Below are 23437 nucleotides of genomic sequence, written 5' to 3'. Positions count from 1 at the left end.
CAGATGCATTATATTTTTCTCCAATATCAATTTCTTCATCTCGTATATCTATATCTATTACTTGTATCTTTATATCATCATCATTTATATTATTGACATAAATATCTTTGCAGTAATTTAAATTATTCTTTAGATCTTTATTTTTCTCTAAGCAAGTGGATGTAGTGTACATACAAACTAAAAATAAAAATGCAAATATACTTATGTATATTTTTTTATTCATAAACTCCTCCTATGTATTTTTACTTAGTTTATGCATAGGAAAAAATCCCATTCAGTATTTTTTTATTTTTTTTCGACAAATTTCATTTTTTCTATTGCATTATTTGTCGAATTTTGTTATTATTAATTTAAGGTTATTCCCCTAATAACCGATTTACTCCCCAAATAAAATATATTCCCTAATAAACCCCTTTTTATAATATATTTTACCCCTTGATAGCCTTACTTGATCGGATTGAAGTAAGGCTATTTTTTTTCGTATTCTTTTATTATATCTCTTACTAATCTATAAGCTTTAGCTTTACTATCTAACATTGATATATTCTCATAATTATGCTTTACATCCCAAAGATTGTGTTCTTTACTTAATGCAACTTCTAGATTTTCGTTGTTTCTATTCAAGCTCCATACACAATTATCTTTATCAATTTTTTTATACTCCCAATCTAAGTTTTGATTTATAGCCGATAGGTCATTTATTATTTCTAATACATCATCATACCTTTCTTCTGGATTTACCTTAATACATTTCTCAATAACATATATCATAGACTTCGGTATATGAGGTAAATATTTTTTTCTTATAGGAAATTTCCCCTTAGCACAAGCTAGCTTTAGACTATTCAAGTCTTTGTACCTCTTAACTTGCTTATTATACTCTTCATTTCCATTACACATTCTATATAAAGTAGTACCAATTTGATAAATATCAACTTTTCTATTTATTTTAGATGTTACACACTGCTCCGGTGCTATATGCTTATAATATACATTTTTTAACTTTGCATTTCCTGACGCATCCATATATAAAGCAGATCCAAAGTCAGCCAATATACCTTTACCTTCCTTGCTTATAAGAATGTTATTAGGTTTTATATCACAATGAAGCATCCCCTTGCTATGAATATAATAAATAGCAGATAAAAAATCTAAAGAGTAACTTATAATTTCCCTTATTGTAAGATTTTTATTTTCTAGTAGATGATATAATGATCCTCTTTCAAAGTAAGGCATAGTAATGTAAATGTACTCATCATCATATGATGCATAGTTAATAGGTACAATGTTTGGGTGCTTTACATCATATATTTTTTTCGATTCCTCAAAGTACTTATCTGAATCATTAAATGCTTTTTTATCCATCTGCTTAAGTATAAATCTTGACCCTAACTGAGCATCTTCTGCTAAATATAGAGCCGAGTTGACCCCTTCTGAGTTAATTTTTTTTAGTATTCTAAGATTAAATTTCGGACTTATTTGCATATTTCTACCCCACAATTTGAAAATAATTCTTCTATAACTCCCTCTGTTTTTACAATATCAATAATTTCAGATCCGGCAATATCCTCAGTTTCTATATATGCCTTTTCTATGTTATATTGATTAATTAACGTATCTATAATAGTTCTTATATAACTTAACTTTCTCCCCATAGAAAAGGACTTTGGTATTACAATGTTATCTTGTAATAAATATTCCTTTTGCTTATCTATCATTGTATATATATTAAAGGTAATTACATCAATGCGTATACTAATATCTATAAAAAACATACCATCATCCCCTAAGAAAGAATACCTTGTCTCATATATACTATGAATATTTTTTTGATTTAAACACTAAAAAATACAAATTTACAAAAATAAGCCTATATATGGATTAATCCATATATAGGCTTATTTAATATTTATAAAGTTTCATCTTTTATTTTTAAAAATAATTTAGCTGTTGCTAGTGTATCACTATCTGCTCTATGTGCATTTAAGTTTTCTATATTATAGTATGCACATGCAGTTTCAAGTTTTTTGTTTTTACCTTTGTAGCTCCTACTTTTCTTTAGCATCTCTAATGTACAAATATGATTGTCTATTAATTCTAAATTAAGCTCTTTTAAGTAGTAATTTAAAAATTTCAAATCAAATTTAGCATTATGAGCAATTATTGTCCTATCACCTATATATTTTCTAAATCTAGGTAGTACATCCTCTAAACATTCCTTATCCTCAACCATATCATTACTGATATTTGTTATTGATGTTATAAACTCAGGAATCTCCCTTTGAGGTTTTATTAATTTTGAATAGTTTCTCACGATCTTATCATCTATTATCTCTGTAATACCTATCTCTATTATCTCACACCCTTTATACGGGTCAAGTCCTGTAGTTTCTAAATCTACAACTACATATTCTTTCATAGCCTATTCTCCTTAATATTTAAATATGCTTAGTGACAATAGAAAATCTTATAAATAATTCATTGGATTAGTGTGGCTTCCATTTATTCTTATCTCAAAATGTAAATGAGGCCCTGTAGACATTCCAGTTGATCCTATTTTTGCGACAACTTGTCCTTTTTGAACTCTATCACCTACAGATGCTGTAAGTGCACTATTATGTGCATATAATGTTACCTTTCCATCGTCATGTTGTATCATAATTGTATTTCCATATCCACCTTTTACTCCAGAGAATATTACTTTCCCATCATCAAATGATGTAACAGGTGTACCTTGCGGAGCAGGTATATCTATACCTGTGTGGAATTCTTGTCTATTTAATATCGGATGATTTCTATATCCATATGGAGAACTTACTCTAGAGTACCCTGGTACTGGCCAAGAACCACTAGATATAACTGCTCCAGTTTCATTATTATTTTGAGAGTTTTGTGAATTTTGTGCATCTTGTGCTGCTTTCTCTGCTGCTAACTTAGCTGCTGCCTCTGCTGCTAATTTCGATATTTCACTCTCTAAATCATCTTCTTCTTTTGTTAACTTATCTTTTAATCCTTCTAATTCGGCTTTATCTGATTCTATCATTTGGTTATCTTTTTCTAAAGCCATCTTTAATTCTTCTTGCTTAACTTTTTTATCTTCTAGTTGCTTTTCTTTAGTCTCTATTTCAGACTTATTTACATCTAGTTCTTTTAGTAATACCTTATCTTGATCTACAACTTGTTTTACTATGTAAATGTTATTAAAGAAATCTGATAATGATGAACTACTTAATATTACTTTTACAAATCCCATCGAGTAGTTACTGTTAATCGCCTTAAGTCTTTTACCTAAAGCTTCTTCATTTTCTGATATCTTTCCTTCAAGCTCTTGTATTTCGGCTTTAGTATCCTCTACTTCTTCATCTAGCTTGTTTATTTCGTCATTACTACTCTCTATATTCTTTTCTATTTCAGCTATTTTAGAGTCTAACGAACCTATTTGTTTATCTAATGTACCTTGCTCTTCTCTATTTTCACTTAATTTATTATTTAAATCTTGTTGATTGTTTTCAGCATATATATATCCAGTACTGCTTAATAAAACACATACTGTAATTATTGACGTTATTTTCTTCACTCACTCTTCCCCCTAAATTTATACTTTTAAATGTTTCTTAACAGATACTATACTTCCAAGTACACCCACTGTTATACCTGTGATCATTAGCACCATCACAAGAGATATAGATATACTATTTAGCGGAAGAACTACATTTCCAACTACAGAACTTATAACAGATGTTATTTTTTCTAATATATATCCATACATTCCAACACAAGCTCCTAGAGATAATAAAGACCCTGTCATTCCTATTATAAATCCTTCAACTATAAATGGTGCTATTACAAAACCATTACTAGCTCCAACGTACTTTATAACTTGTATCTCTTCTTTTTTACTATATACTCTAGTCTTTATTGTATTTGAAATAATTACTAAGCATATTATTAATAATGCAATAATTAATATCCCACCAAACTTCTTAACTGTATTTGATATACTTAAGAAGTTCTCCATTATATCTTGATAATACTCAACATCTGTTGCTCCCTCAAAAGTTAGAGACTTCGCTGCTATTGACTTTATTTTCTCTGAATTATCTATTGTTACTACAAAATAATCATCCAAAGGATTGTCTACCCCTTCTAAAAGAGTAGCATCTTCTCCCCAGCTTTTTTTCATAGATTCAAATGATTCTTCCTTTGATCTATATGCAACCTCTTTAACACCTGAAATCTTACTTATCTCTGTCTTTAATTTTTCTTTTTCACTTTCCTCTAATCCAGTATCAATAGATACTCTAATCTCATTTATTTCATCTTTTGTTGTTTGTATAAATTCATTTACATTTAAAACAATTGTAAGAACTATACCTAATATTATTAAAGATGAAGTTACAGATACTATTGATACAAAACTCATTGTTTTGTTACTAAAAATACCTTTTATTCCTTGTTTTAAGCTATATAAAATTTTAGATAACGGCTTCATCATAAAAATCCCTCTTTGTGTCCTTTATTATTTTTCCTTGCTCAATTTCTATAACCCTCTTAGGTTGTAATTTTAAAATCTCAGTATCATGAGTAGCCATAATAACAGTTACTCCTTCTGCATTGATTTCATTTAATAACTTTAAAATTTCAACCGAGTTATTTAAATCTAAGTTTCCAGTACATTCGTCAGCTATTACTATAGATGGCTTATTAACTATTGCTCTTGCTATGCCAACTCTCTGACATTCTCCACCTGATAATTCTGTTGGGTACTTATTGCACTTATCAGCTATTCCTACTCTATGTAATACTTCCATTACTCTAGGTCTAATTTTTTTGGAATTTTCTCCAACAACCCTCATAGCTATTTCTACATTTTCAAAAACTGTTTTTTCGTTTAATAATTTGAAATCTTGAAATACTATACCTAGATTTCTTCTATATTTATGTATCTTATTAGTCTTAATTTTAGTTATTTCTTCACCTAATACAGAAAGCCTTCCGTCTGACAATTTCTCTTCTCTTGTTAATAGCTTAAGTAAGGTAGACTTACCTGCACCAGAATGCCCAACTAAAAACACAAATTCACCTTGTTTAATTCCTAAGTTTATATTACATAGTGACTTGCTTCCATCTGCATATGTTTTTTCTACATTTGTAAATTTAATCACCTTTATCACTCCAATTAATTTATTGATCTTTCATCTTACATTTTACGTCAAATCTTTTACGTACTATATGATTATAGCATTTTTTGTAACCATTTTGTAACCCAAATAAAAAAAATCCATCAAAATAAGAAATTTTAACAACTTATTTGATGGAATTTATCTTTTTTATATCTTTAAATATACTAATCCGTTACCTTGTAAAGTTCTTGGATAATCCAACATGGTTGTATGCTTAATTAATTGAGCGTATATTTCTTCTTGCGTTAAATTTCTCTGAAATTCCTTTTGACCCCAGTTTTTTAAAAGAGCTAAACTTCCACTTACATGAGGTGCTGCCATACTAGTTCCACTCAGACTAGCAAATTGATTATTCGGAAATGTGGATATAATGTCTACCCCTGGTGCAACTACATCTATAACTAAATTTGCGTTACTAAAAGTAGCTAATTTTTTTCTTTTATCTACAGCTCCTACCGATATTACATCTACGTATGATGCTGGATATGAATATTTAAAATCAACAGCGCTACCATCACCGTCATTACCTGCAGCACATACTATTAAAATATTATTATTTACAGCTTCCTTTATTGCTTTTTCTAATTTTTCATTACTACTAGACATTCCCAGAGACATAGATATTATATCAACCTTTTTCTCTATTGCATAGTAAATTGCATTTACTACCCAGCTTAATTTTCCCGAACCGGTTCTGTCTATTGCTTTTAATACATAAATACTAGCTTCTGGAGCTACCCCTACTACGCTATTATTACTTCCGTTAGCTACTATAGTTCCTACAACATGTGTCCCATGCCCAACTCTATCAGTAACTATATTTTGATTTTTGCCATCTTCATCAGTAAAATTTTTCACTCCCACAATATTATTCTTTAGGCTTTCATGATTTATGTCACACCCTGAATCTATTACTGCAATATTTATCCCTGCACCTTTTTCAGATTTAGACCAAATACTTTTTGCTTGTATCATACCTATTCCATAAGGTGCTTGAGTCTTTTTGGATCTTATCTCTCTATTTAATATATATGGAAGTAATTGTATTTCTGGATCATCATATTTTTTTTTCATCATAATCACTCCAAATTTTTTATTATAATTAATTATATATATTTGGTGTAGTTATGGTGATAGCACTATTTACTTTCTTTGTTAGATATCTACCTATATTATTGATTATATCCTCTTCATTGTTATCGCTAATACTTACGTTATATAAATATCTTTCTTCTTCATTATATTTGTATTTACCTTCGATTATTATGTTATCGTCTATAGTCACATCTAATACAGCCCCTGAGCTTAAATAATAAGTGCCTATTCTACCTTTACTTTCATAATTCCATTCGCCTACGTATTTATATAATCTACAGTTATATGTCCCTATACCGTCTTTTTTTCCAAGTTTAAAATCTCCATCGTATATACTGTTATCTTTATAAACATATCTCCCTCTGCCATCAAATAGATCATCTTTAAACTCACCTTCATACATGCATCCATTTCTATACTTTAATGTACCTTTACCTCTTTTACATCCATATTTATATTCACCCTCGTATATATCTCCATTTGAGTAAACATAACAACCATGCCCATGGTATACATTATCTTTAAATTCACCTGTGTAGCTACTTCCATCAGAAAACTTATAGACTCCTCTTCCATTAAATTTGTCATTTTCAAAATTGCCCTCATAATCTTCTCCACTTATGTTGTTTAACTTACCTTCTCCAGATTTTATGTCATCTTTCCACATACCTGTATACTTGCTACCATCTTTATAATATAAAACGCCTTTTCCATTTCTTAAATTATTTTTGAAGTAACCTTTATAAATATCTTTATTAGTATAAGTCAACATCCCAAGGCCATCCACTCTACCATCTTTAAAGTCTCCACTATATGAAGATCCATCTTTATAAATGTACTTGCCTATGCTATGCATTTTATCGTCTCTCCATAATCCTTCATACCGCTCTCCATTGGAGAAAATACATACTCCAAATCCATTTTTCTTATCATTTACAAACTCGCCTTTATACCTATCACCATTATCATATGTGTAAATTTTTTCTCCTTCTAGTCTATAGTTGACTTGATTGTCTACATGATGTTCTACATTTGGTTTAATGCTTCCCCCTCTAAAATTAAAGCCTCTATTATAACTCTTACTACTTTTTTTGCTAAATCGATAGCTTTTTATTTCCACTACTACTTTTATTATTTTAAGTATAATAAGTACTGAAGACAAACATATAAACACCGCTAATATAGTAAGTATATATTCAGTGATATTTTCCAAAGTGGATGCTCCTTTCTATAAAATTCTTATATTATATATATTTAGTATCAATAATATTTATTACATTCACCTTTTAATTTCAGTAATATAAAAATACTGTTTTAAAATATATATTTTAAAACAGTATTTGTCTTCATCTCTACTTATTTAAAATAATTCTATCTTAAAACAGTATTTTTATTTATAATGCGCGAGTCTAATAGCTTTGCACTATAGTATCTTGTATCTTTATATTATCTTTAATTAAATCATTTTCAAATAATTCAACTATATTATCTATCTCATCTTTATACTCTTCTTTATCTAATTTATACAGCATTAAATCTGCTAGTAAATCCTTCATATCAAAGTAGAGGTTTTCTAGTATATAAAAATACCCTTCTTTTATATCTTTTATTTTATCTATAGTATCTAGTTTTTTACCTATATCTCTTAATGTATCTAGATTATGTATATCCATGTCTTTAAGCGATATTATATATTGATTTATTGTTTTTATTATTTCATCTGATAGAAGATTTATATTATAACTTCCTTTATTATCATAAAAATATTTTTTATATCTTTCAAATTGTTCTTCTAGATTATTATTTATAATAGTAAACGGAGGTCTCATTATATCTTGTATAATCAGTATATCTCGCACTCCCTCATCTTTTTCCAATATACTATCTAATACAAATAAATTATAGGCATCATACAAAGGGTCGTGTGCTTCCCCACTAAATTCTACATTAGCACAGTGAAGCAAATTCTTTAATGATATATAGTTCATACACTTTAAACCATAACCTAAATACTTGTCCTTTATATCTACAAATAAATCTCTTATATTATTAATGAACCTAGGATGGTTATACTTTAAAGAACTTTTTTTATCAGTATTATTAAAGCATGTCACATCTAAGTTTCCAAATGTATATATTCCTTCTATTTCAGAGAAGATTCCCAGCCAAAGCTTAAATTTTCTCATAACTTCTTCATATGAAGGAGCTTGGTTTAAATCAGTTGGATCTATTTTTGTTAATTCTTGTATATGAGGATATATCTCTATATCGCTTACTGGTTTTATTAAAGACTTAAATTTATCTATTTTCCCAGTTTTCGTATCATATTTTATGGCACCAATGGCTATCAAGTCAGCCTTTGATGTATCTCTTTTAGTCTTATTGTTTGGCATATTCATTTCAAAGTCTATATATATCCTTTTCAATATAAATCACCCTTTCTAAGTACTTATAATTATATTTTACCATTTATATCTATTTTTTCTATAAAAAAATCACTGATAGTTTTAAACTATCAGTGATTTTTCATTATATTTCATCATATTTTTCTAAGAAAGAATGTTTAACCCCATCTTGTTGCCATCCTAATACTGAGTCAATATTAACATTTTGAGCTGCTTTAAATATTGATTTCTCAACATCTTTAAAGTTTGGCTCTAAGCTTTTGATAAGCTCTTTTATCTCATATCTCTTATTACCTGTCTTTTTAGCCGCTACCATACATGCACAGTTTAAAGGCCATATTCCACTATTTTGTATAAATTTTATTATTTGTTCTTCTCTTATATAATATAGCGGTCTTATTATTTGTATTCCGTCAAAGTTTGTAGAGTTTAATTTAGGTAACATCGTCTTAAAGTTTCCAGCACATAATAAATTCATCATCGTCGTCTCTATAACGTCATCATAGTGATGACCTAATGCTAATTTATTGCACCCTAATTCTTCGGCTTTAGCGTATAAAGCTCCTCTTCTCATTCTTGCACACATATAACATGGATAATCTTTTGCTATTTCATCTGCTATTTCAAATATTCTAGAATCAAATAGATGTATAGGTATATCTAGATATTCACAATTATCTATTAATAATTGTCTTATATCCTTGTGATAACCAGGGTCCATAGCTATGAATTCTACCTCAAAATTAACTTGACCATGTCTCTTTAACTCCTGAAACATCTTAGCCATTATTATACTATCTTTCCCTCCAGATATTGCAACAGCTATTTTGTCACCTTCTTCAACTAGCTTATAATCTCTAATAGCTTTTATAAACTTTGACCATAAGTGCTTTCTATATTTTTTTATTATACTTTTTTCTATATCTTTTAATGGTTGTCTTTCATCAAACGGCACTATGACCGCACAACCCTTTCCTGCTAATTCACTCATTAAATCACCTCATCATTATGCGAATATCCAAACTATTTTATCACATATCTTATTGTAAATTCAAGTGATACATATATTTATGATAATACAATTTATACCTATCTCTTATTATATTTGCCGTTTAATCTTCATTATATTTTATCTAATAAGTAAAAATATTCGTACTAAGTAACATTTTTATATGCATAGAATATGATACTAGTAGATAGTCACTTTCTATCGATTTATACAAGGAGGGTTCAACTGTGGAAAATAATGACAGAGGAGTAATAAAATATTGTGGATGTGAGTTAGCTAGACCATACGTAAATAATCAAGTGCTTACAAAGATGTACAATCTTTCAACTGCACTTAATTATGGTACTATTTTTCCAGAATTACATCTGTGGGAATCTGCTATGTACAACAAGGAGCTATATTCAACACCTAAAAAGAGATCTGGAGGGAAAAGATAATGAAACAAACATCTAGAGGTGAATTATTAAGAAAAGTCCAAGAAACAGGATTCGCATGCGTAGATATGAATTTATATCTAGATAATCATCCAGAAGATAAAAATGCGATAAATGTTTATAATTCATTATGCAGTCAATTTGCCCAAGCTAGATGCGCATATGAAAATGTATATGGACCTTTAACAAATTTTGGGTACGTACCAAGTAAATATCCATGGCAATGGATTTGTCAACCTTGGCCTTGGGACAGAGAATTTAATTATTAGACATTATATAAATTGGGAGGATTGAAAATTTTATGTGGATATATCAAAAAACGTTGGAGTACCCTGTTAATATAAAATGTGGTGACTTAAAAATGGCTAAATTTCTTATAACTCAGTTTGGGGGGCCAAATGGTGAGTTGGGTGCAGCACTTAGATATTTAAGTCAAAGATATACTATGCCTACTGGTAAATCTCGTGCCCTATTAACTGATATAGGTACTGAAGAACTTGCTCATGTTGAAATAATCTCTACTATGGTTTATCAATTAACTGAAAATGCAACTCCAGCACAATTAAAAGCTGCTGGACTAGGATCAAACTATGCTCAAAATGGTTTCGGAATATTCCCATCAGATGCGAATGATAACATAAAACCATCATTAAGATAAATTTATGTTATCATATTAAATGCATCAATGTCAATATAATTAATATATATTTAGCTGTATATTTATTTCATCTTGATTAATTACTATTTTATTAACTAAATCTTGTAATATAACCTTTCGTTCCTCATTCATTGAATTATCATATATATATTCAAAGTCTTTATATTTATCTAATAAATACATAGCATTTGAAGTTGTATCTCCTAAGTATTCTAATTCATTTTGATGAACTTCCATTTGATTTTCTAACTCTTCAATTTCAGTTTCCATTTTCTTTATCATATTACTTGGTATGTTTATATCCAAGTTACTTTCTCCCATAAATATCTTTTCTATTTCATTCATTGCACTATCTATTGCTTTCTTCTTTTTTTCAATAGTTTTATTAAGTATATCAATACTTTTTGTTATTTTATCTGTGCTAATTGTTATTTCTTCATTATATTTATGTTCCAACTCTTTAATTGATATGTTATTCATTATTGATTTTATATTCTCAATTAATATCGGCTCTAATTTTGTACTAATAAAATTCTTTGTTATTTGTGCCTTTGTTTCTTTGCAATATTTGCATCTATAAGTATGAACTCTACCAGCTGTAGTATTTACATAATCTATATTTAATTTTCTGTCTATACCATCTTCACACTTATGGAATAATAAACCTTCAAATAATATATCTGTTCTATTAGTATATCGTCTTGTACCTCTTGTATTTCTACTCTTTGCACGTTCTTGTGCTTTGTTGAACATTTCATCACTTATAATTTGAAGTTCTGGAAAATCTAATAGTTCACCTTGGTATTGTTTTTTACCTCTATATATATTATTTTTTAATATACTAAACATCTTAGTTTTAGTCCATTTGTCACCACGTTTTAATATATTTTTCTCTTCTAATAATTCAAGTGTTCTTTTATGTCCATAATCAATGTAGCTTTCATATATAAATTTAACTATTTCACTTTCTTCTTCATTTATTACAAGTTTTCTATCAACTACTTTATATCCAAAGTTAGCCACTCCACCACTATAAGCATTTCTTTCTATAGTAGCTCTTTTTCCATTTTTAACTCTAAGACTTGTTTTTTTACTTTCATAGTTAGCTGTCCAAAATTTAATAGCTTGAATTAACTCTGATGTATCATTATCTTCGTTTAAAAGACCTTCTGTAACCGAATAAACTTTTACATTTTGTTCATTCATAATAGTCATAAATGAAAGTATCTCTAGTCTTCTTCCTAATCTATCTTGATTAAATACTATTATGCTGTTCAATTCATCATTAACAGCCATTTGTATAAGTTCTTGTAAACCTAATCTATCTTCTAGTTTAGTCTTATATCCACTTACACCTTGCTCTTCTATAATCTTATGAACCGTTATATTATTTTCTTTCACATATTTATCAATACCATTTTTTTGACTATTAAAGTCTTGCATATCTGTACTAACTCTTAAAAGTACTACATTTTTTTTCATCTTTTCTCACTTCCTTATTCTCTAGTTCTAATCTTTTTATTATATTAGTTAATATACCATAAAAATGGTCTTTATCAACTTTATTTTCACTATAACTAATAGTAACCTTCATATCCTCTATTTTAACTTTCTTCATATATAATCAATCTCCTATTTGTGGTCTTAATGTAAAATATGAAAGCTTTATATTGTAGGTGTATGTCCTGCATTATTAAGCTATATTTTACATTCTAAAATTGTCTTTTATTTAATCTATAAGTAACTATTTACATACGTAGCCACAAAAAGTAAAATTTTTTATAAAAAAATAGATAGAATTATATGGAAATAAAAAATAGATGATATACCTTATAGGCTACACCATCTATTGTAAAAATAAATTTATATTTATGTATATTTCCTAAGAATATACTTTTACTATTTTATCGGAGTCACTAGAATAAATTTCTAAACATTCATTTATATCATCATAGTTCATCTTATTGTATGAACTCCAATAAATCCCAAATAATTTTAATGAACTAAAGTTTTTAACTCCAGCGTTTTCCCAAACTATATTTATTTTGTAAGTTTCTGTTCCTGGTGATATATTTATTGGTACTTGTATGCTTAAAATTACTGCATCAGTTTCTTCATCAACAACTTCTACATAACGTAGACTTGTACTAGTATCTCTATCCCAGCTAAAATATAAACTCTTTATAGCGTGTAAACTTTCTAATTGTTCTTCAAAACTTAATTTTTTCCCCATTTTACTACCTCCAATAATTTATTTTCTAAATACTAGATTAACATATTTCCAAGTTATTCAAAATTATTTATTTAAATAAAAGTATTATTTTATTATATCTAATTCAAACTAATATCTATATGATTTACTTGATTACCACCTAAAATAGTATCTTGTATACCTATTAATAATTCATTTGATTTTATTACGCTATCATCACTTAATAGTGATTTTATATCTGAATTAAAAATATATTTTATAATTCCACTATTCATAGTTTCTAGCATATTAAAATTAATTTCTTTCCTCAAGTCTATTAAGCCTGAAAAATGTCCAGCCAATATCCTAAAGTACCACATACTCTCTTCCATTAATCTAAAATTAAAATCTAATACTGACCTTACATATAAATTTGAGTTTTTATTACTTAAATATTTATGTAAATCATTAATATCCCTATTTAAATCAAAATATATAATTGGCGAAAATCTATACTTTTCTTCATTCCAATCAATATTAGAAAAATTTGTTGATGATTTTACTTGAAGTTTTGCCATTAACTCATATTTGGTATATGGTATACTAGCTTTTAAAATATCTTCCTTTGATTCTTTATTACACCAAATAATATCTTTATTAATATGATTAGGTTCATAAACATAATTATTATCTTGATAATGTATAATACCTGCATCACTATATAATACTATTCTTTTATGTGATGGTGAAAATGGAGTATATTTGTTATATTCAATATCATTGTACTCTTCATTTATATCACTTTTAAAACGTGCATAATTTATGCATTTCATATTTAGATTTAAATCTCTTTTACAATTATCTATTATAATACATTCACATATATTACCTAGCATAAACATAATTCTTCTCATATATTCTGAAATAATATATCTAGTTTTATTCCCAATTTTTGATTCAATACGTTTATAATCCTTTTGTAATTCTAAATTTGCAGGGTCATATGCTCTTGCAATTACTATTTTAGCTTTTGTATTAGCTTTTGTTGAAATTTCATCAAATTTATCATTTAAATTAATTTGATAATCATCAATATATCTAAGTAATTGCTCTCTATACATATTAACCTGTATTTCTTGTAATATCATATTTGTAGTTAAGTTATTTAAAGTAATATTCAAAAAAACACATCCTAACGTTTATATAGTTATTAATATCGTCTTTATTATAAAAAATGACAAGACTATTATATATTATCCATCTTGTCATTTTTTGTAAAATTGTATAATGATTTTTTAATAAAGTGAATTTCCGTTATACTCTATGTTTTTTGAAAGATTCCTATTAAATCTTACATCACATATACAAAACTGTTCTTTATCAATTATTTGTTTTTTATTCTTATATAAATATGCATTATGAACAACTACTTGATTATTAACAATTAATTTATAACTATACTTATCATCATTCCTAATTGCTATACATAAATCTCCATCCCTTAAATATGCTCTTTCAGATTTAAATCTTATTTGTAATGCATTCCCATATTTCTCTTGTTCTTTTAGTATAAGTTTATATCTACCTGCATTTATACTTTGACCTAGTTTGTTTTCATCTAATATTTCAAATGTTCTAGTGTATGTTTTATTCCCTATTTTTATTATTTTAGCATCTTCTTTTTCTGAAATTTCACCTTTGTAGAATGTTCTAACTTTATAATTATTTATCTTAACTACATCTACTATAGCTGGTGCAAAATATTCTAAAATAAAGTCACTCCTAAGTTTGACTATACATATTGCTTGCAATAAATCTACTAATGTATATCCCTCTATTTCAGATTTACATTTATTATAAATACCTTTACAGTACTCATAAGCTCTAAAGTTATTATCTTTATGAGTATTTTTATAAAACTTAGATGATTTATCACAATTCCTTAAACTACTTTTTACAGCCTTATATTTAGAGTATATATCATTCATATCTTTTACTATTACATCAACATTCGATTGATTAAATCCAATACTAGCTTTTTTAAACATATCTATAAATACATTTTTATTTCTTTTGTCTATTTCTTCTTCTATACTAAAACATACATCCTGCATAAGCTCAAATTTTTGAGTATAGTAATATTTTGCACATTCATATGAATATCTATCCATTACACTATTCCTAATAGTAGTATACCTTTCACCTCTAGCATATCTAAAGAAATGTGGCTTTTCTTCAAATTCTTTCAATATATTGTGTACATTCTCTGGTATCTCTACACCTGTCTTTGATGTATCTATTGCTACCTGCTGTGCATATAGGATTAGATATTGCATCTTACGTAATTCTTTATGTCTACTTTTTATATAATCTTTCTTTTGTTCATAAGTATATATATCAGAAAACATTGTATCAATTACTTGTCCAGATTGTATAAGTTCGTTCATTTTAAAACTAATTTCTTCACTTGTTTCTAGTTTAAAATCATCTTTAATCTTATTGTAAAATTCGCTATTAGATATTAATGTTCCATCTTGTAACATATATGGATATTCATTAGTCATATTCATTACACCAGCATTAGCTAATGCTAAAGCTCCTATCTTATTTCCAGCACATAATTTAGTCATTAATCTTATATTGTCTGGTGTATACTTCATATCCATTTTAGCTCCATCAAATGTATTAAAGAATAAAGGTACATCTAATTCAATTACAGAATTATATATAATATCATCAACAATACAACAAACTATATCTCCATCATAATCAGCTCCACTCATTCTGCTGGCTGTAGCATCATAAGTATTCATAACTAATATGCTCTCACATTCATAACCTAAACTATCTATATAGTTATTCTTTTTATTCTCAAACTTAACAAGCTCCTGTGCTGAACTTAGTGGATTTCTACCCATTACTGTTTTTTGTTTATCTTGTCTACCTATTGAGTAATATTCACCAGCTTGTAAACAATCTTCATTTCTAGCTATGTCCATATCTCTAGTAGATATAAAGTTCATATAAACTTGCACATCTTGTATTATTAATCTATAACTTGCATCATCTAAAAATGTTTTTCCATAAGCAACTTTATTTATTCTACTCTTTAATAGTTTTTGCATATGGCGTTGAACGCTCCATTCTTTTAGTAAACTACTTTCATACTTTACAAGTTCTAGCATTAAGCTAAAACTATCATTTTGTTCCTTATCTTCTGTATCGTCTATATATTGTATATCTGCTAAATCACAAGTTATTAGTAGACTATCTATATCTTTTAAAGATGCATCTAAATGTTCCCTATCATTCTTTGTAAGTTCCATTAATTCATCATATGATAAATTTAATGATTGTAGGAATTGATAGTTTAATTTAGTTCTATTACTTCTTTGTTTCTTCTTATTATGCATACATACATATAGACACTTAAATATACTATCCACTTGATTAGATACATTATATAAATATTCACCATCAAAGTGCTTTACTAATTTACATTGGCTTTCATTTAGTATCATATCTATTTCACTTACTTTGTGATATATATTCAATATGTCACGTATCATTAGTTCATTATCAACCATTTTAAGATGTTCTGTATCTCCATATACTTTATTAACTTTTAAAAGTTCATTATGAATATCTACAGCTGTAGCAACACCTTTTCCACCTATCCCTGCATATAATCTAAATGTAATCCAATTTAATTGATGTTCTATTTTTAAATCTTTAGCTATTCTATCAGCTAATTCTTTAGTCATTATTCCTTGTCCATCAAATGCCGATAGTGTAGTTTCTATTTCTTTTTCTACTAACTTTATATCATCTATAGTTTCAGCTGTTTCAACACTATCTAAAACAGTATGAAGTCCTTTATAGAAATACTTAGGTTCTTCTATTATTACCACTTTAGGAATTATATTTGTCTTTTGAGAACCACTAAAAATAAATCCTTGGTATGCTGTTTCTTTCATTATAGTAATAGCTGACTTCTCTATCAATTTATATTCTACTCCACCTGTGGCTTGCTCTTTTAACCATTGACCGAATTGTGCATACTCTTCTTTTATAAATATACAGCTTGATTTCTTTAAATCACTTGCTGTAGACATATAAAATGCATATTTGCTATTATTAATAATTATTATTCTATCTATTATATCTTCATCACTTTGAAATTCTACTTTAACTATAGCATCACTAAATAATATTTCTTCTTGATTTACTCCTTTATATTTTGCTAATGCTACCGTAAATAAACTGTTATCTAATTCTATTTTATCTACACCTTTATAAGTGTCTTTAAATTCATCCTTACCTACTATTTTTTGTTTATTTTCCTTTATTACTTCTTCATTTAATCTTAATATTTCCATACTACTCAATCTCCTTAATTTAATTTTATTTGTGGCTACATAGTAGCTTTAATTTAACTCTCATAATTAATAATTTACAAAAAATTTCTTAAAAGTAAAAAAAGAAAGTACTTTTTAAATACTTTCTTCATTATAAAAATATAAATTATGTTCTTCTCCAAATTCATCTTGAATTATTTCTTCTCTTAAGCCAATACTTTCTATTATCTCTTTCTTAATCTTATCAACCTTAATTCTTAATTCTTGCATATCTTTATTCGTATTTTCACTATATATAGAACTTAGATATAAATCATCTTCTATAAAATCATTTTTATCTTTATAAATTAATTCCATAATATATAATTTAGAAAAATCATTATTTAATAATTTATCTAAATTAATTACAGGTTCTATTGTTATTGCACAAGTTCCCCATTCTGAATTATATCTTGTTGTATTAAGTTTTATATATTCTAATACACCACCATTTAAAGTATTCTCATACATAATTTTATCTATCTTCGGTAATATATCTTTTATTATTTCAAATTCTTCTCTAACTTTAGGATTTCTATTTTCATTGCTATCTATAGATATTCCTATATCTAACTTTAATCTTTTAGGTATACATTCACCTAAAAATGGATTTACATTATCAATTCTAAACATTTTAATTCTTCTCCTTATATTTTTCTATTAATTCATTCATTACATTCCAATCCATAGTTGAATACTCGATACCTTCAAATTCTATTTCACAACCTCTACCTAATGTTAATTGGTTATACATAACAGGCATTAATTCGTGAGTTCCATTCCTTGCATAGTTATAAGCTAATCCAGCTTGACCTGTACATATAAAATTATGAATTGGTTTATCTCTTTCTGACCACTCTGGTTGCTCTGGGCATATATTTTCAAATACTAAATCATCATTTAAACAATCTGATACATAATCTAATTGTGTAAACTCTTCATCATCTTTGTCTATAGGCGTTAATTTTCCTTTTTTATCATATCCTATATTGGTTATATCTATAGAAATAACAGGTGGCTGTCCTAATATAAATTCTGCATCACCTAATTCTTTAGGATTTGTTGTTTTAACTTTTGGTAGTGCCTTTGGTGCTTTTCTTAATATTAGAAGTGTTACAGGTATATTTGTACCACTCCTAGCAAATGTTTCAGATGGTAAACTAATGTTAGCTATGCACCAGCAAGTATCGTATATTAATTTTCTTATACCTTTTAAACTATCTTTATAGTTAATACTTTGTGGCAAAATAAAAGCTATATAACCACCTTCTTTTGCTGATTGTATAGCTAACTCTAAGAATAATTCATCACTATTTATTTTTCCATTTTTCTTTCTTAGTGACCATTCTTTTTGAGTTTCTATAGTTAAATTAAAAGGTGGATTTCCTATTACTAAATCATAATAATTAGGTCTATCAAATTCACCAGCACTTATGTTTAAAACCTCATAAGATGGTTCTGTATATTCTAATATTTTACATTGAGAAGGTTCTACCTCTACACAGGTTATTTCTGCATCTTCTCTTATATAGTTTAATAAAGCTCCTACACCAGCACTTGGTTCTAATACCTTTGGATTTTCTGGTAATCTTGGATTTAAATATTCAGCTATAAATTTACATACGTGGTCTGGTGTAAAGAATTGTGCTAATCCTACTGTATTACCTAAAACACTTCCCCAACCTGTATATTCCTTCTTTAAAAATGCTCTTTCATCTTCTGTTATATTTTCTTTATCTTTAGTTAATATATCTAAACATCTATTATTGTTTATTATTCTTTCTCTAGTTTCTTTACCCATTGTTTCCTCCATATTTTCATAAATTAATTATTGAATTTTTTGCATAATAAAAAGCAGGTAAATATTCACCTGCTTTTAAAAATCACTTTTTACTATTTTTTCTATTTCATCCCAAGTTGGTATATGGTCTAATCCCTCATAGAATTTTGTAATTGGATTTCCATATATCCACCAGCTTATCATTAATACATAACTATTCGGATATTCCATTATTGAAACTTTAATTTTTTTATCATCTATGTTTCTAATTCTAAAGTTCCAAGTCGATAAATAAACATCTTCTATAACATCATCTATTATAAATTTTTCTCTTCTAAAACCGTGTTGCTCCATATATGGTAACTTGTATTTTTTATCTTGTTCTAATTGATGTTTATATCTAAAGTTATCTATATGATTATCATATATGTTCATATTTTTAGCATATATCATTGTGTTTTCCTCCAATATAAAAAGGCTAGTATTCCACCAGCCATTAATTAAAAAAATCCATTATATCATCATCTATTGATTGTTCTTTATTATCTTCTATAAGTTCCTTACTATCATCTATAGTTTGTTGTGGTTCTTCTTTGATAGTATCTTGAACCATTGAATTACATTCTCTGCTATCACTAACTTTTAGTTTATTTAAATCATCTTTGAGATATTTTTTAACTATATATTGAACTTGTTGTGTGATTGAGCGACACTCTTCTTCACATATATCTTGTAATACTTTTAGCATATCTCCTTCAAATATTAACTTAACTTGTACCTTATCTGGTTTAGACATATTATTTAGCTCCCTTCTTACGTGTTGCTACTATTTTTGCACCTTCAACATTACTAAATAAAGCATCATCTAATATAAACACATCTTCTCTAAGCCATCTTTTTAGTGCTACACTACCTCCACCTGTCATTATTACTCTATGGATTAAATCATCATATTGTATTTCATCTAATCTATCGTATATATTAGTTTGTATATAATCATTCATAAAAGTATCTATAACTACTTTTATATCTTCTGGTAACGTGTCATATTTATCTAGTAATAATTTTGTATTACCTTCATCTATTGTCCTTCTCATTTTACTTGTTAGAACTCTTGAAAGCTCCTTGTACACTATAGCCATTCCTTTTACATCTGTATATAGTTTATTTTGGTCTGGTGTTTTATTAACATAAACCATAGATACATCATAATTTCCCATATCTATTAGATATATTGGTTCTTTTAATAGTTCTGGCTTTGTCATTAAACTACTGAAACTCTCTGGATATACATCTACTGATTTGATTTTAAAACTCTTAGTTGCTCCATTATCATTAGATACTTTATAATTTCCAGCTAATAACTTTTGGAAATCTTCTCTATTTTGTTTATCAAAATATAAACTCAATGGCATTAATACATTTATATCTGTTACTTCTTTATCTTCTGTTATTGGATATAAAATTCTACCTAATAATGCTTTTTTATTTTCTGTTATCTTATTTGTATCTACTTTTGATTTTGCATTTTGACCAAATAAATAGTGTTTTCCATTTACTTGCCACGCTCCAAATGCTGTATCTTGTACTTCTTGTACATAGCTACAATCCATTATTCTTTTATCCCCTGCTAATAATTTATAGTTTCCATTTCCTAAATCTACTGTTTTACACATAATTACTCAATCTCCTTTTATTTTACTAGTTTTAATTTTGGTGTTTTTTTATTATCATAAATTGCATTTATTATGTACTTCTCTGTGCAATAATCTTCTTTTTTATTTGTATTTATTTGCATATCTGCATTTACTATTTCATCCCAATCTAAATCTTTTATTATAACTATTAGATTATGACTTACTTCTCTACTTAAATGAGCTTGGAATACGTCTATTTTTTCTTTTAATTCCTCTTGCTCCGTTTGTTCTTGTATCTCTATTTCACCTGCATAGAATTTTTTTATCAACTCTTCTGTTTCTTGTTCATCTTTATGTACTTTTTCTACTGTAGGTTCTTCTGTTGTCTTTACAGGTTTTGCTGGTGAACTTTCCTCAACAACTAAATACTTATGTATTAAATAAATCGTATTTCTTCCAGACTTAGAAGGATTATTTTTTCTAGTTATATAACCTTTTTCTTCTAAACTCTTAAGTACACTACCTACTGTATCTTTATTCATTTTGCAAGATGTGATTATCTGTTCTCTAGTTGGAAATGAATATCCCATTGATGCGTTGTAATTTCTTATTAGATATGCTAAAACTCTAAATTCAGTATGCTTTAAATTTTTATCTTCAAATATTTCATTATCTATTACTGTATAACTCATTGTTGTTCACCACCTTTGCTGTTTCAATCTATAAATAGATTATATTATAAGTAACAACACTTTGCAATACTTTTTTGTTAAGTAACAACACTTTATTAATTTTAACTACTGAAAGTGTTTAAATCACAACACTTATGTGGTATAATAAATTATAATTATTTTTATGGAGGAATATTAATATGGCTGTCGATAGAACTAAAAATGATAGATTAGGTATAACTGTTACTAAAGAACTACATCAACTTATAAAAGAGTATGCTCAACTAGAAAATAGAAAGGTTTCTAATTTCATAGTAAATGCTATAGTTGAATATTTAAAATCTAAATATAAGATTGAACTTTAAGAGTGATTTCAAAAGTCACTCTTTTTTTATTTAATATAGTACTTGTATTAGTAATTATATTAGTACTTGTAGTTACCCCAGCTTTCGGATAATCATTTACCCAAAATAATGGTATATGAATTACCCCAGTTTTCGGATTTATGAAAACTAAGGTACTTCATCCATTTAAATTATTAACATTTTATCCACAGACTTTTCCACAATTAATCTAAGAATAATTTTCTCTTAAATTTTACTTTTTCATCTTTGATTTTCACACTTGAACCTCTACTATTTAATATAAAAATTTTATCTTTTATACTTCTAGTTTCATTAGTAGCTTGTAAGATTTGATAATAACCTATTAAGTCACTTTCAAATATTTTACTATTTTCTATTGATTGATGCTGTGATACTATCTCTAATGTATTAAATAGTAATTTATCTATTTCTTTAGCATTCATATCACTTTGCTCTTCAAGAAACATTCTATATTTAGTTATAAAATCTAATATATTTCTATCTATAGAATATCTAGCTACAATATGGCTTTTCCATCTATTATTTCTATCTCTAGTCCCTATATTACTTGAACCAATATAGTAATATTTAGCTTGTTCTAATGAATAACATTTTAATAGTTCCTTATTAAACATAGTTAAGTCAAAAACTCTCTTATAACAATATGGTGTAACCTTTTTTAATTTTCTTTTCATTCTCTTTAATCTCCTAATCTATAAATTTATTTTCATAAGTATCATAATATTTAGCATTAAATCTATTGATATTTCTTTTATCAGCACTTTCATCATAAGTATCAAGATAATCTATAGTTTTATATTTTTCTTTTCTTTCTTGCTTTCTTCTATGGGATGTTTCTTCCTTGTATATTTCATCTAAATTCATTATTTCTCCATATAAAAAGAACCAGCTAATTATGCTGGTTCTTCTACCTTTTCATTATTTTTATAAATTTCAAATATCATTTCATTTATAAATAATTTATATTTTTCATAGTATTCATAATTATCATTACTAGCACTTATCTGTAATCCAAATTCACCTTCATTGGATAAATAATCTTGCTCTATGAAAATATTATTAGTTAAAATACCTAATTCTTGTACTTGTATATGAATACAATCAAGGTTTATATTATAAAACATATTTATAATACCTACTCTACCATTCTCTAAGTCTATAAGGCATTTATATATATTGTTGATTTCTATATTTAATAACTCTTCTATTTCTCCCACATTGATTATATGCTCTTTAGGCAATATTCCTTTTCTTATTAATTTCATATTATTTATCTCCTTTGTATATTATATCTCCGTCTAGTTTCATATAGTTCACACCACAATCTAGTGTTTTATAATCTATATTCTTAAATCTTTCTGTAGAACTAATCAACTTAAAATCATTTACATAGTTCTTGTCTATAAGCATCATATAAGGACTATGTTTATATCTGATTTTTAAAAGATTTGTTAATTCATTCTTAGAGTATTCATAAGTATATATATGATTTATAATATCAATTTCATTATTTGCATTAGACACCATCAGCCACATACCAACTTCTAAATTATTCAATACTTCACCTCTTCATTTATTTTTATTCTTACCA

Annotated in this window: 29 protein-coding genes and 1 pseudogene; 4 read left to right on the top strand and 26 right to left on the bottom strand. The window is 27.0% G+C overall.

The features are described from left to right. The 11 genes from CHL78_RS01060 to CHL78_RS01010 all read right to left on the bottom strand — a co-directional run. On the bottom strand, positions 1-223 hold a 223-nt coding region (locus CHL78_RS01060), incomplete at its 3' end, for a hypothetical protein (protein WP_147295787.1). Between the two features lie 245 nt (positions 224-468). Next, a complete protein-coding gene (locus tag CHL78_RS01055; protein ID WP_094369312.1) occupies positions 469-1485 on the bottom strand; it encodes a serine/threonine-protein kinase in 1017 nt (338 codons plus the stop codon). Continuing rightward, positions 1476-1775 (bottom strand): hypothetical protein, encoded by a 300-nt coding sequence (locus CHL78_RS01050; protein ID WP_094369311.1) that lies wholly within the window; start codon positions 1773-1775, stop codon positions 1476-1478. The genes CHL78_RS01055 and CHL78_RS01050 overlap by 10 nt, the downstream gene beginning before the upstream one ends. Positions 1776-1909: 134 nt before the next feature. Further along, positions 1910-2419 (bottom strand): 3'-5' exonuclease, encoded by a 510-nt coding sequence (locus CHL78_RS01045; protein ID WP_094369310.1) that lies wholly within the window; start codon positions 2417-2419, stop codon positions 1910-1912. Between the two features lie 48 nt (positions 2420-2467). Next, positions 2468-3577, bottom strand: a complete 1110-nt coding sequence (locus CHL78_RS01040; protein WP_199533962.1) for a murein hydrolase activator EnvC family protein — start codon at positions 3575-3577, stop codon at positions 2468-2470. Positions 3578-3595: 18 nt separating this feature from the next. Further along, on the bottom strand, positions 3596-4495 hold the full coding sequence (gene ftsX, locus CHL78_RS01035) for a permease-like cell division protein FtsX (protein ID WP_094369309.1): 900 nt from the start codon (positions 4493-4495) through the stop codon (positions 3596-3598). After that, positions 4476-5165, bottom strand: coding sequence for a cell division ATP-binding protein FtsE (ftsE, locus tag CHL78_RS01030; protein ID WP_094369308.1), 690 nt, complete (start codon positions 5163-5165; stop codon positions 4476-4478). The genes ftsX and ftsE overlap by 20 nt, the downstream gene beginning before the upstream one ends. 165 nt (positions 5166-5330) lie before the next feature. Then, positions 5331-6257: a S8 family peptidase gene (locus tag CHL78_RS01025; protein WP_094369307.1), complete on the bottom strand. Its 927-nt coding sequence runs from the start codon at positions 6255-6257 to the stop codon at positions 5331-5333. A 28-nt stretch (positions 6258-6285) separates the two neighbouring features. After that, positions 6286-7491, bottom strand: coding sequence for an MORN repeat-containing protein (locus CHL78_RS01020; protein ID WP_094369306.1), 1206 nt, complete (start codon positions 7489-7491; stop codon positions 6286-6288). 196 nt (positions 7492-7687) lie between these two features. After that, positions 7688-8704, bottom strand: a complete 1017-nt coding sequence (locus CHL78_RS01015; protein WP_094369305.1) for a 3'-5' exonuclease — start codon at positions 8702-8704, stop codon at positions 7688-7690. Positions 8705-8807: 103 nt separating this feature from the next. Then, positions 8808-9674, bottom strand: coding sequence for a tRNA 2-thiocytidine biosynthesis TtcA family protein (locus CHL78_RS01010; RefSeq protein ID WP_094369304.1), 867 nt, complete (start codon positions 9672-9674; stop codon positions 8808-8810). A 245-nt stretch (positions 9675-9919) separates the two neighbouring features. Here CHL78_RS01010 and CHL78_RS01005 point away from each other — a divergent pair, with 245 nt between their 5' ends. From CHL78_RS01005 to CHL78_RS00995, 3 genes and pseudogenes are all read left to right on the top strand, one after another. Beyond that, positions 9920-10129 carry a spore coat associated protein CotJA gene (locus tag CHL78_RS01005; protein ID WP_094369303.1) on the top strand — a complete coding sequence of 70 codons (210 nt, stop codon included), beginning with the start codon at positions 9920-9922 and terminating at the stop codon, positions 10127-10129. Next, positions 10129-10395, top strand: coding sequence for a spore coat protein CotJB (locus CHL78_RS01000; RefSeq protein WP_094369302.1), 267 nt, complete (start codon positions 10129-10131; stop codon positions 10393-10395). Before CHL78_RS01005 ends, CHL78_RS01000 begins: the two co-directional genes overlap by 1 nt. A 32-nt stretch (positions 10396-10427) precedes the next feature. Further along, positions 10428-10757 (top strand): annotated as a pseudogene (locus CHL78_RS00995) (manganese catalase family protein); the annotation flags it as partial. 66 nt (positions 10758-10823) lie between these two features. On the opposite strand, the gene CHL78_RS00990 reads toward CHL78_RS00995, so the two are convergent. From CHL78_RS00990 to CHL78_RS00945, 11 genes are all read right to left on the bottom strand, one after another. Beyond that, positions 10824-12266, bottom strand: a complete 1443-nt coding sequence (locus CHL78_RS00990; protein ID WP_094368490.1) for a recombinase family protein — start codon at positions 12264-12266, stop codon at positions 10824-10826. Beyond that, positions 12235-12402: a hypothetical protein gene (locus tag CHL78_RS20635; protein ID WP_158540608.1), complete on the bottom strand. Its 168-nt coding sequence runs from the start codon at positions 12400-12402 to the stop codon at positions 12235-12237. The genes CHL78_RS00990 and CHL78_RS20635 overlap by 32 nt, the downstream gene beginning before the upstream one ends. A gap of 264 nt (positions 12403-12666) precedes the next feature. Beyond that, positions 12667-13017 carry a hypothetical protein gene (locus CHL78_RS00985; protein ID WP_094368489.1) on the bottom strand — a complete coding sequence of 117 codons (351 nt, stop codon included), beginning with the start codon at positions 13015-13017 and terminating at the stop codon, positions 12667-12669. Between the two features lie 98 nt (positions 13018-13115). After that, positions 13116-14156: a hypothetical protein gene (locus tag CHL78_RS00980; RefSeq protein WP_094368488.1), complete on the bottom strand. Its 1041-nt coding sequence runs from the start codon at positions 14154-14156 to the stop codon at positions 13116-13118. 114 nt (positions 14157-14270) lie between these two features. Further along, positions 14271-17354, bottom strand: a complete 3084-nt coding sequence (locus tag CHL78_RS00975; RefSeq protein ID WP_094368487.1) for an RNA dependent RNA polymerase — start codon at positions 17352-17354, stop codon at positions 14271-14273. 114 nt (positions 17355-17468) lie between these two features. Then, entirely contained in the window at positions 17469-18005 is a 537-nt protein-coding gene (locus tag CHL78_RS00970) for a hypothetical protein (RefSeq protein ID WP_094368486.1), read from the bottom strand. Position 18006: 1 nt separating this feature from the next. Beyond that, positions 18007-19173, bottom strand: coding sequence for an HsdM family class I SAM-dependent methyltransferase (locus CHL78_RS00965; protein WP_158540607.1), 1167 nt, complete (start codon positions 19171-19173; stop codon positions 18007-18009). Positions 19174-19248: 75 nt separating this feature from the next. Then, complete coding sequence (locus tag CHL78_RS00960; protein WP_094368484.1) at positions 19249-19605, bottom strand: hypothetical protein; 357 nt, start codon at positions 19603-19605, stop codon at positions 19249-19251. Between the two features lie 43 nt (positions 19606-19648). Next, positions 19649-19948: a hypothetical protein gene (locus CHL78_RS00955; protein ID WP_094368483.1), complete on the bottom strand. Its 300-nt coding sequence runs from the start codon at positions 19946-19948 to the stop codon at positions 19649-19651. Between the two features lies 1 nt (position 19949). Further along, entirely contained in the window at positions 19950-20828 is an 879-nt protein-coding gene (locus CHL78_RS00950; RefSeq protein ID WP_094368482.1) for a ParM/StbA family protein, read from the bottom strand. Between the two features lie 17 nt (positions 20829-20845). After that, the gene (locus tag CHL78_RS00945; RefSeq protein ID WP_094368481.1) at positions 20846-21481 is read right to left on the bottom strand and encodes a helix-turn-helix domain-containing protein; all 636 of its coding nucleotides are present in this window, start codon (positions 21479-21481) and stop codon (positions 20846-20848) included. A 179-nt stretch (positions 21482-21660) separates the two neighbouring features. Here CHL78_RS00945 and CHL78_RS00940 point away from each other — a divergent pair, with 179 nt between their 5' ends. Further along, positions 21661-21825: a type II toxin -antitoxin system TacA 1-like antitoxin gene (locus tag CHL78_RS00940; RefSeq protein WP_116041153.1), complete on the top strand. Its 165-nt coding sequence runs from the start codon at positions 21661-21663 to the stop codon at positions 21823-21825. Positions 21826-22028: 203 nt separating this feature from the next. Here the strand turns inward: CHL78_RS00940 and CHL78_RS00935 are convergent, their stop codons facing one another. Genes CHL78_RS00935 through CHL78_RS00925 form a run of 4 tightly spaced genes read right to left on the bottom strand, consistent with a single transcriptional unit; the run spans position 22029 to position 23403 of the window. After that, positions 22029-22520, bottom strand: a complete 492-nt coding sequence (locus CHL78_RS00935) for a hypothetical protein (protein WP_094368480.1) — start codon at positions 22518-22520, stop codon at positions 22029-22031. Positions 22521-22533: 13 nt separating this feature from the next. Then, a complete protein-coding gene (locus tag CHL78_RS20630) occupies positions 22534-22710 on the bottom strand; it encodes a hypothetical protein (RefSeq protein WP_158540606.1) in 177 nt (58 codons plus the stop codon). 29 nt (positions 22711-22739) lie between these two features. Beyond that, complete coding sequence (locus CHL78_RS00930) at positions 22740-23111, bottom strand: hypothetical protein (protein ID WP_094368479.1); 372 nt, start codon at positions 23109-23111, stop codon at positions 22740-22742. Between the two features lies 1 nt (position 23112). Beyond that, on the bottom strand, positions 23113-23403 hold the full coding sequence (locus tag CHL78_RS00925; RefSeq protein WP_094368478.1) for a hypothetical protein: 291 nt from the start codon (positions 23401-23403) through the stop codon (positions 23113-23115). Positions 23404-23437: the final 34 nt, after the last annotated feature.

Origin of the sequence: Romboutsia weinsteinii, from assembly GCF_002250835.2 — a bacterium.
Taxonomy (GTDB): Bacteria; Bacillota; Clostridia; order Peptostreptococcales; family Peptostreptococcaceae; genus Romboutsia_A; species Romboutsia_A weinsteinii.
Note: the sequence above shows the minus strand (reverse complement) of the source record. Positions and strands in the feature narration are given on the sequence as shown.